This is a genomic window from Acinetobacter sp. YH01024 (assembly GCF_013420195.1).
In the GTDB taxonomy this organism is placed as follows: Bacteria; Pseudomonadota; Gammaproteobacteria; order Pseudomonadales; family Moraxellaceae; genus Acinetobacter; species Acinetobacter amyesii.
This window is the reverse complement of record NZ_VOYQ01000069.1, coordinates 1-9,616: the sequence shown is the minus strand read 5'-3', so window position 1 is coordinate 9,616 and position 9,616 is coordinate 1. Positions and strand designations below refer to the sequence as shown.

Genomic DNA, 9,616 nt, shown 5'->3' with positions numbered 1-9,616 from the left:
CATATTAAGCTTTACGAGGGCGTTGTATCGTCTGACGAGACGTGTATCAAGATGGGAGATATTAAATTGAAGAGCATGCTCTTCAATTTAACCCAAAACTTGGGATTTGTGTAGATACCTATGCCTTGTAGGAGAGGCTTAGGGTGAGGTGAATGCAATACGATATTGATGTTATGCCGCAAATAATGGACTAAAACCTTTCTTACGCAGCAGTTTACGGTACATACTCGAACTACGGTCCGCCGGGAAATGTGCTTCGATGCTTAAATCCAAAGGCAAATATTCAGGCTTTTGCGATTCGGACACCAATCGGTCTTCCTCAAATATTTTCAGGTTAAAGTCGTAAGCATCCTCAATAGGCAAGTCTTTGTCATAGTTACGGCAAATCGGTGCAAATAGACGTGTGGAGCGGGCAGTCATAGGCGAGGCCGCGTTCATAATCACTTGCTTGCTGTCGTTTGGAAAATGAATGGTCAGCGTTGCGGTAAAAGGTAGATGAATCTCAAAATGCCGTAGCCATTGAAAGCCCTCTTGTCCACGTTGTTCTAAACCAATTGGATAGCGTCCAACACTGCTCCAGTAATCTGCATGGAATCCTGTTGCAGTTTCAATGGTTTTATAGTCAGGTACTTCTGTATTTTCAGGGTCACCAAAAGTTTCTGGATGTACCCATGCAAAATGAGCGACATCAATAAAACCTTCAAGCTGCCTGCCTGCGAAGCATTGAAAATCTACTGTTGGGCAAACCAATTTCTGAAATTCAATATTTTCCCAATTTGGCATGATAGGGATATTGGGCTCAGCCTCTTTAGGGGCAGTGAGGGAGCACCAAATTAAGCCATAACGTTCGACAGCTGCATAAGTTTGTAAATTAAAGCGAGGGGAGATCTTGTGATCGGGATGTGCGGGTATACGGTTGCAATGCCCATGTTCACCAAAGCGTAAGCCATGATAGCGGCAGACTACCCCTAGACCATCATTTTTGCCTAAACTTAGCGGTACGCCCCTATGCGGGCAGGCGTCTTTAGCGACAACCAGTTCATTTCCCATTTTATAGATAACGAGCGGCATATCTAAAAGCATGGTGCCATAAGGTTGTTCTGTAATGTCTCGAGCGAGTGCAATGGGATACCAATATTCTGCAAGTAAGTGCCAGTCATGTTTTTCAAAAGTCATATGCACAGGCAAGTCCGGATTAAATGTCGCAATGGCTTTGCTGGTCATTTTAGGCTCTGTTTTTATGTAAACTTGCATATTGAGCGAACTAAAAATGTAATGAAATTTCAATTATTGGAATACGGAGGAATAAAAAATCGAACATGCAAATGTGCAACATTCAGAAAAGGAGGGGAAATTGAAAAAAGAAAATAAGACAAAATATGACAAGGACATGAATTTTTACGAATATCAAAGTAGAAATAAATAAGACCAATACTTTGATAAATTTCATTACATATTGAAAAATAAAGAATTATATTTAAATCAATGTGCAATCATCAATTATCATAAAAGCGTCATAAAGATGTAACCTAACTGTCATACTCTAAAATCAAAATGCAGATATCGAAAAAGTACAAGACTTTAAAAACAAAAGTGGCGTACTCCAATAAATGCATCAATTAAGAGAGATGAGAATGCGCTTAAATCATATCGCACTTGCTATGGTACTCACTACTGGGGCAACAGTCGCTACAACTGCAAATGCAGCTCGTGACACGATCCAAATTGCTGGTTCTTCAACTGTACTGCCTTATGCAAGTATTGTTGCAGAAGAGTTTGGTAATACATTCCCACAATTTAAAGCACCTGTCGTAGGTTCAGGCGGTACTTCAGGTGGTTTGAAACAATTTTGTAATGGTGTTGGCGACAACACAATTGACGTTGCAAACGCATCTCGTAAAATTAAAGATACTGAATTGGCTGCATGTAAAAAAGCCGGCGTTAACCAAATCTTAGAAATTAAAGTTGGATATGACGGTATCGTATTTGCGTCAAATGCGAAAAAAGCGGCATTTAAACTTCGCCCACAGCACGTATTTGCTGCACTCGCTGCTGAACTACCATCAAAAGGTAAATTGGTTCCAAACCCATACACACGTTGGAATCAAATCGACCCAACATTACCAAACGAAGCAATCACTTTAGTTATTCCTGCATCAAACCACGGTACACGTGAAGTATTCCAAGAAAAAATGGTCGATGCTGGCTGTGAAACTTATGAAGCTTTCGCAAAATTAGATAAAGATGCTCAGAAAAAAGCATGTTCAACTTTCCGTAAAGACGGTCGTGTGATTGAAATCGCGGGCGATTATACAGAAACATTGGCACGCTTAAAAACTTCACCTAACGCTGTAGGTGTATTCGGTCTAGGTTTCTATGACCAAAACCGTGACAAGCTACGTGTAGCAACAGTGAATAATGTAGCGCCGTCTGAGAAGACAATTTTAAATGGTTCATACCCAGTATCTCGTCCATTGTTCTTCTACGTAAAAGGCGAGCACTTAAAATCAATTAAAGGCTTAAAAGAGTTCACAGAATTCTTCCTTAGCAAAAAAGTATCAGGTAAAGGTTCTAAGCTAGAAAAAGCAGGCTTAATTTCAATGTCTGATAAAGAACGCGCTGCAGTTCTTGCAAACTTTAAAGCGGGTAAAGCAGTTAAATAATTGGATTGAAACAGCCAATGGCAGGATTGACCTGCCATTGGCTTTTTGCAAAGAAACAGTTTTTTCAAGAAGGGCTTTTGAAAAAACAGTGGAGATTACATGAATCTGCTACTTATTGGTGTGTTGCTCGCAATTATTGCAATCGCTTATCAAGTTGGACTGACCAAAAGTCGCAAACTTGCAGGTAAAGGCAATAACTCAGCAATGTTGCATTCACGACCGGGCTATTATGGTGTTTTGGTCGCTTTATGGTGTGGGATTCCCGCTTTTTTAATCTTGATTGTTTGGAACTTGGTTGAACCGAGTATTTTTCAACACGTTATTTTAAATAATGTCCCTGAAAATATTCGTTTAAGTTTAGATCCTGCAAGCACGAGCGTAATGGTTGACCGCGTTCAAGCGATTGCTTCTGGTTTTGGGGTAAGTGATACGCCAGCTGCATATGAACTTGCAGCAGCAGAACAGTTAAAGAAAATTGAAAACATCGGCTCATATGCAAAATTGGCCGTTGTGATTTGTGCGGCATTGATTGGTTTAGTCATGGCTAAACGCCGCATCGCAGAAAAATATCGTGCACGTAACCAAGTCGAAAAAGTCATTAATATCGCATTGGCACTGTGTTCGGGTGTCGCAATCCTGACAACAGTTGGCATTGTGATGTCGATGTTCAGTGAAGCCATGCGTTTCTTTAGTTTTGTCAGTCCACTAGATTTCTTCTTAGGCACTGAATGGAACCCCGGTTTTAGTACATCAGGGAATGCCGAAGGTAGTTATGGTTTGCTGCCACTCCTTTGGGGCACACTCATGGTCAGTGGTATTGCGCTATTGGTTGCTGTTCCTGTTGGTTTGATGATTGCCATTTACTTAGCTGAATATGCCAAGCCAAGTTTTCGCGCCTGGGCAAAACCGGCTATTGAAGTTCTCGCAGGTATTCCAACCATCGTTTATGGTGTATTTGCCTTAATGATTATTGGACCCTTTGCAAAACAGCTCGGTGCATATATCGGACTCGATATTAATGCAACCAGTGCTTTAACAGCAGGCTTTGTGATGGGGATTATGATTATCCCATTCGTTTCATCATTATCTGACGACATCATTACCCAAGTCCCTCGCGCGCTTCGTGACGGTTCACTCGGTTTGGGTGCTACAAAATCAGAAACCATTCGCCAAGTAGTGATTCCAGCTGCATTGCCGGGCATCATCGGTGCATTCTTATTGGCAGCATCTCGTGCGATTGGCGAAACCATGATTGTGGTGCTTGCAGCAGGCAACAGTCCTTTACTGCATATCAACCCACTCGAAGCGGTGTCTACCGTCACTATTACCATCGTAAACCAATTAACAGGTGATACAGACTTTGCGAGTCCTCAAGCATTGGTTGCTTTTGCACTCGGTTTAACACTGTTTGTGATTACTTTAGGTCTGAATATTGTTGCACTGTACATTGTGCGTAAATACCGTGAGCAATACGAATGAGTACGACGAATACATCAAATATGGATCAAAATTTTGATCAACACGCAGCCGCAGAGCTTCGTGAAAAACGTAAGAAAATCATTGAAAACTCATTGGCGAAAAGACACCGTAAAGAAAATACCTTCCGTGTCTTGGGCTTTAGTGCAGTAGTGACTGGCTTATTGTTCGTCGTGCTATTGTTTGGCAGTATTTTAGCCAAAGGCTTACCAGCATTCTGGCAAAGCTCGATGACGGTGCCTGTGTTTTTTGATCCAAGTATCGTCAATGTAGGAGCGAAACCGGTTCAAAAAGAAGGTGAATCTCCTGCACAGTTCCAAGAGCGTTTTATTGCTTGGCAAACTGAAATGGGCATGGTGGATTGGGATGCGCTGATTGTGAATGGGATCATTGCAAAAGATCCAGCGATTGCCTCTCAACGTGATGATCTCAACAGTTTATATACCAGTTCAGAAGCATATCGCTTACGTGACATGGTTATGGCAGATCCATCATTGATTGGCCAAAAGCAAGATTTGAAAATCCTTGCAGATGCCAATGTCGATGTCTGGTTAGCGGGTAATATTGACCGCAGCTTGCCTGATGAACAGCAACAATTGAGCCCAGAAGTACGCCAACTCGCAGATAAACTCAAGGCTGACGGTGTTATCACCAACTCATTTAATACTGAAATATTTAAAAATCCAGACTCTCGTAGCTCACCTGCAACTTCAGGTTTAGCAGGGGCGTTTATGGGTTCACTCTTCATGATGCTGATCGTGATCATTATTTCGATTCCAATCGGTGTAGCATCCGCAATTTACTTAGAAGAATTTGCACCTAAAAACTGGATTACGGATGTTGTCGAAGTCAACATTAACAACCTAGCAGCGGTTCCTTCGATTGTCTTTGGTTTACTTGGTGCTGCGATCTTTATTGGTTGGATGCACATGCCGCTTTCGGCACCTGTGGTTGGTGGTTTGGTCTTAAGTTTGATGACACTACCAACGGTCATTATTACCACACGTGCATCACTAAAAGCTGTCCCGCCATCGATTCGTCAAGCAGCTTTAGGTTTAGGTGCATCACGTTTACAAACTGTATTTCACCATGTCTTGCCACTGGCATTGCCGGGTATCTTAACTGGTGCCATTATTGGTGTTGCGCAAGCCTTAGGTGAAACTGCTCCATTATTATTGATTGGTATGAGTGCCTTTGTGGCAAGTGTACCAGCCACTCCTTTAGATCAATCCACTGCATTACCTGTACAAATTTTCCTTTGGCAAGGTAACGAGCTACGTAACTTCTTTGAAGGGCGTACCGCAGCAGCAATCATTGTACTTCTTGCTCTCATGATCGGCTTAAACAGTTTAGCGATCTGGTTACGTAAGAAATTTGAAGTACGCTGGTAATTGAGGGCATTATATGAATAGCGTCGTTACAACTGAAAAGAATTCCTTAGATCAGGATAAGTCCGTGAATCCAGAACAAACACAATTTACCTCTGCACAGGGCAGCCAAAAACAAACCAATACTGCGTTTGTGTCACAATTCGATACGCAATCTAGCGCGAAAAAAGATGCGAAATCGACCAATGTGAAAATCAGTACCAATGATGTGCATGTGTACTATGGTGAATCTGAAGCGATCAAAGGCATTGATCTGAACATTTATGAAAATGAAGTGATTGCCTTTATTGGACCGTCTGGTTGTGGTAAGTCAACGTTTCTACGTACGCTCAACCGTATGAATGACACGATTGATTCTTGTCGTGTGACAGGGCAAGTGCTCATGGATAATCAAGATATCTATGATCCAAATCTCGATGTGGTGTTACTTCGTGCCCAAGTGGGTATGGTTTTCCAAAAGCCAAATCCATTCCCTAAGTCAATTTTTGACAATGTGGCTTATGGTCCTAAACTGCATGGATTGGCGCGTGACAAATACGACATGGAAGAAATTGTTGAAAATAGTCTGCGTAAAGCAGGGCTTTGGGATGAAGTGAAAGATCGTTTGAACCAACCGGGTACGGGGCTTTCAGGTGGTCAGCAGCAACGTCTTTGTATTGCGCGAACCATTGCAGTTAGTCCTGAAGTGATTTTGATGGATGAACCTTGTTCAGCACTCGATCCGATTGCAACAGCAAAAGTAGAAGAACTCATCACTGAACTTTCAGCGCAATATACCATTGCGATTGTGACACACTCGATGCAACAAGCAGCGCGTGTTTCTGACCGTACCGCATATTTCCATTTGGGTGATTTAATTGAAGTGAATTCCACTGAAAAAGTCTTTACCCAACCGGATCATCAGCTTACAGAAGCCTATATTACCGGTCGTTTTGGTTAATCTGGTCTGTTTAAAAATAGAGCCGAAAGGCTCTTTTTTTATGAAGTCAATAATTAGGTCAAAAAGTCTTGATAAAAATAAAATGCTCAATTTGGCTCAATGAGAATTATTTTCAAAAAATAGATTGAATTTTTGTGATGCAACCCACATGTTATACAACATAAATATGAATTAAATGAGTTTCAATTTTATGCTATTTCATAATCCTAAGTTGCCTGCGGAAATTCGTGTAAGCCATTTAAATGCACGTATTAATGAACAACGAAAAAAAATTGCGCAAACGACTGCATCTAAACTTGAGCTGCTGCAACTAAGCCAACAATTATCAAAAGAAGCGCGCGCACGTAAAAAGAATAACCAAAAAATTTATGTAATCGATTTTAATGGTGATACCGCTGCATCTGCGGTAACGAGTCTACGTGAAGAAATTACCCTGATCTTAGCGACAGCAAAAGCAGGACGTGACCGCGTGGTTTTACGTTTAGAAAGTCCAGGCGGGATGGTGCATGGCTATGGTCTGGCCGCTGCACAATTGGTACGTTTACGTGATGCTGGATTTAACTTAACCATTTGCGTGGATAAAGTTGCTGCAAGTGGTGGCTATATGATGGCCTGCATTGCAAATGAAATAGTTTCAGCTCCATTTGCAGTTGTGGGATCGATTGGCGTGGTTGCACAAGTGCCAAACTTTAACCGTTTATTGAAAGAAAAACATATCGATTTTGAACTGTATACAGCAGGTCAGTTCAAACGTACCGTCACTATGTTTGGTGAAAATACGGCTGAAGGTAAAGCCAAATTTGAAGAAGAGTTGCAGCAAACGCATAACTTGTTTAAACACTTTGTTGAAAAATACCGTCCTCAGCTTAATGTCGATAAAGTTGCAACAGGTGAGCATTGGTATGGTCAAGATGCCATTGATCTTAATCTAGTCGATAAGCTCCAAACGTCAGATGAATATCTGTTAAGTCTCATGCCACAACATGATGTATATATGATTGAAACCCGCAAAAAGCCAACGCTTGGTGAGAAGTTAGGCTTACAAGCAGCACAAATTGCGGACTCATTGGTTCCTGCAGTCATGTCTAAAGTGATGGAGTCATTGAGTAAAGCCAATTCGAGTCTTGTGCAGTTGCGTGATCCAAAGCTTTAATTCTTTAAGTTTAAAAGCCAATCCAAAGATTGGCTTTTAATGGTTGGGTTTCTCAAATAAAGGGCTTTAAAACTGAAATCTGTATTTAATTTTCGTTTGATATTATTATTTTTTATCCTTACTTCTTTTTTAGTTTTTGACTATATTTCTAATAATCAGCAGTCTGAGGAAATTAAAATAACGGATAGCCAACACCCAATAAATTTAGAATTGAAGCAAAAGGCCCAAGAAATTTTTGGCAATATTCTTATATTGGAAGGAAGTTATAGTTCTTACTCCTCGCATGATGTACTTTATAGTATCCATTATAAAGATTTCAGTATCGCTGATTTTTTAATTTATCATGATGAAATTTTGAAGAAAAACGAATGGGTTTTTCTGAAAAAAATAGCCCAGTCATATATTTATTGTCAAAATCGTCGCCAGTTAGAGATTATTCCCCCGAAGATATTAATTAAAAATGTAGATAATGAAGAGGGGGATATCATTAGACAATTGGATGAAGAATGGAATATTAATTTTTATCATTCAAGAAATAGCCATTTTAGTCAGTGTTCGAAACATGATAATTCTCATGAATGAAATAAATAATACGGTTCTTTTTCGTTTAATTATAATGTGTGAGTAATTATTCTGGGACTGGAAGAGTGGTGCTCCTAGTAAAAATAGCATTTTAGGTAGTTAGAAGCTTATCTTTTAGCATATGTTGTCTTTTTAAACCTTATATTTTTATGAGTCTAGAAGATCACCCAATACTTAGTAATACGAATCAACTCATATATTACATTGGCTTTTTTTATGCCAAAATTACTCAATAAATAATTATATATTAGGGTTTGTCTGTTCAGCACCAATTTGATAAGGTACTTAACTAATTATTTATTAAATGTTTATTACATAATAACACTGAGGGAAAAATGACAAAAATTGTCGTGATATCGAAGAAAGATCAAACGATTTTAAAAGAAACTCAGGCCAACAAAATACAAATATCTCAACCTTCAATTATTCAGTTAGAACTCAAGCCAATCGATATTCAATCGATCCATCGAGTAGGGAATCAATGTGTGATTACCCTGAAAAATGGTCAAAAAATTGTGATTGATGATTTTTATACAGCTGACTTTGGTTCTGAAAATTCTTTGCTCGTGCGTAGTGGGCCAGAGCAATTTGAATTGGTTGAAATGGATGTTGATGGTAAAACAATTAGCTATCGTTCTGTGAATGAATTTATGCAACCTTTAGCTGCATCGACTCAATTAAATCAGGCGACAACACCTGTTCAAGCTATGGAAGTTGCAAGTGAAGATGATGGTTCGCCATCGTTACTTAAGGCAGGATTGGCGATCTTAGGTGCAGAAGCGATATACCTGCTGGCATTTGACAAAGAAGATGATAAATCTTCTAGCAATGACAAAACAGCGCCAAGTACGCCAACTGGAAGTTTTGATAGTGACGGAAAAGTCGTGTCCGGCAAGGCGGAAGCAGGTGCAACGGTTTATATCGTAGATGCGAAAGGCAATACGATTGGTCAATCTAAAGCAGATGCTGATGGCAACTAAAAATTACTTTAGATGACGCGATTACAGACGGAAATCGTGTGATTGTGTACGCTAAAGACAAGGCTGGAAATAGTTCTCAATCAATGATTTTAACGGGTAGTAAAGATACGATCGCCCCAGACGCTGCAAATGCACAAGTGGATGAAAGCGGTAAGTTTGTCTCTGGTTTTGCCGAAGCGGGTTCAAAAGTTTATGTTTATGCTGCAGATGGCACAACGCTTTTAGGTGGGCCTGTGACTGCGGCAAGTGATGGCAATTTCTCCATTGCATTAAGTAATACTTTACAAGCAGGTGAGACGGCTAAAGTCATTAGATTTCTTTCATAAGTCGTTTTTCACTCAGCTCCAAGTTATAAATTCCAGCAATTAGATTGAATCTCAATGCTAGTCTTTTGCCTCGATTGCGATATCGCTCAGCAAGAATTTTGAAGGTTT

General features: G+C 40.1%; 9 protein-coding genes. 8 read left to right on the top strand and 1 reads right to left on the bottom strand.

From position 1 onward, the window contains the following. Positions 1–171 precede the first annotated feature (171 nt). A complete protein-coding gene (locus FTT88_RS16260; protein ID WP_180174108.1) occupies positions 172–1,224 on the bottom strand; it encodes a Rieske 2Fe-2S domain-containing protein in 1,053 nt (350 codons plus the stop codon). A 410-nt stretch (positions 1,225–1,634) separates the two neighbouring features. On the opposite strand from FTT88_RS16260, the gene FTT88_RS16255 reads away from it, so the two are divergent. The 8 genes from FTT88_RS16255 (at position 1,635) to FTT88_RS16220 (ending at position 9,508) form a co-directional block, all read left to right on the top strand. Then, the gene (locus tag FTT88_RS16255) at positions 1,635–2,663 is read left to right on the top strand and encodes a substrate-binding domain-containing protein (protein WP_078190190.1); all 1,029 of its coding nucleotides are present in this window, start codon (positions 1,635–1,637) and stop codon (positions 2,661–2,663) included. Positions 2,664–2,762: 99 nt separating this feature from the next. Further along, a complete protein-coding gene (gene pstC, locus FTT88_RS16250; protein WP_078190189.1) occupies positions 2,763–4,142 on the top strand; it encodes a phosphate ABC transporter permease subunit PstC in 1,380 nt (459 codons plus the stop codon). Further along, positions 4,139–5,530: a phosphate ABC transporter permease PstA gene (pstA, locus tag FTT88_RS16245; protein ID WP_180174107.1), complete on the top strand. Its 1,392-nt coding sequence runs from the start codon at positions 4,139–4,141 to the stop codon at positions 5,528–5,530. The genes pstC and pstA overlap by 4 nt, the downstream gene beginning before the upstream one ends. A gap of 13 nt (positions 5,531–5,543) precedes the next feature. Next, the gene (gene pstB, locus FTT88_RS16240) at positions 5,544–6,467 is read left to right on the top strand and encodes a phosphate ABC transporter ATP-binding protein PstB (RefSeq protein ID WP_168379202.1); all 924 of its coding nucleotides are present in this window, start codon (positions 5,544–5,546) and stop codon (positions 6,465–6,467) included. A 190-nt stretch (positions 6,468–6,657) separates the two neighbouring features. After that, positions 6,658–7,620 carry a protease SohB gene (gene sohB / locus FTT88_RS16235; protein ID WP_078190186.1) on the top strand — a complete coding sequence of 321 codons (963 nt, stop codon included), beginning with the start codon at positions 6,658–6,660 and terminating at the stop codon, positions 7,618–7,620. Positions 7,621–7,716: 96 nt separating this feature from the next. After that, the gene (locus tag FTT88_RS16230) at positions 7,717–8,202 is read left to right on the top strand and encodes a hypothetical protein (protein WP_180107281.1); all 486 of its coding nucleotides are present in this window, start codon (positions 7,717–7,719) and stop codon (positions 8,200–8,202) included. Positions 8,203–8,537: 335 nt separating this feature from the next. Then, positions 8,538–9,182, top strand: coding sequence for a BapA prefix-like domain-containing protein (locus tag FTT88_RS16225; RefSeq protein ID WP_180174106.1), 645 nt, complete (start codon positions 8,538–8,540; stop codon positions 9,180–9,182). A 38-nt stretch (positions 9,183–9,220) separates the two neighbouring features. Next, positions 9,221–9,508: an Ig-like domain-containing protein gene (locus tag FTT88_RS16220; RefSeq protein ID WP_180174105.1), complete on the top strand. Its 288-nt coding sequence runs from the start codon at positions 9,221–9,223 to the stop codon at positions 9,506–9,508. Positions 9,509–9,616: the final 108 nt, after the last annotated feature.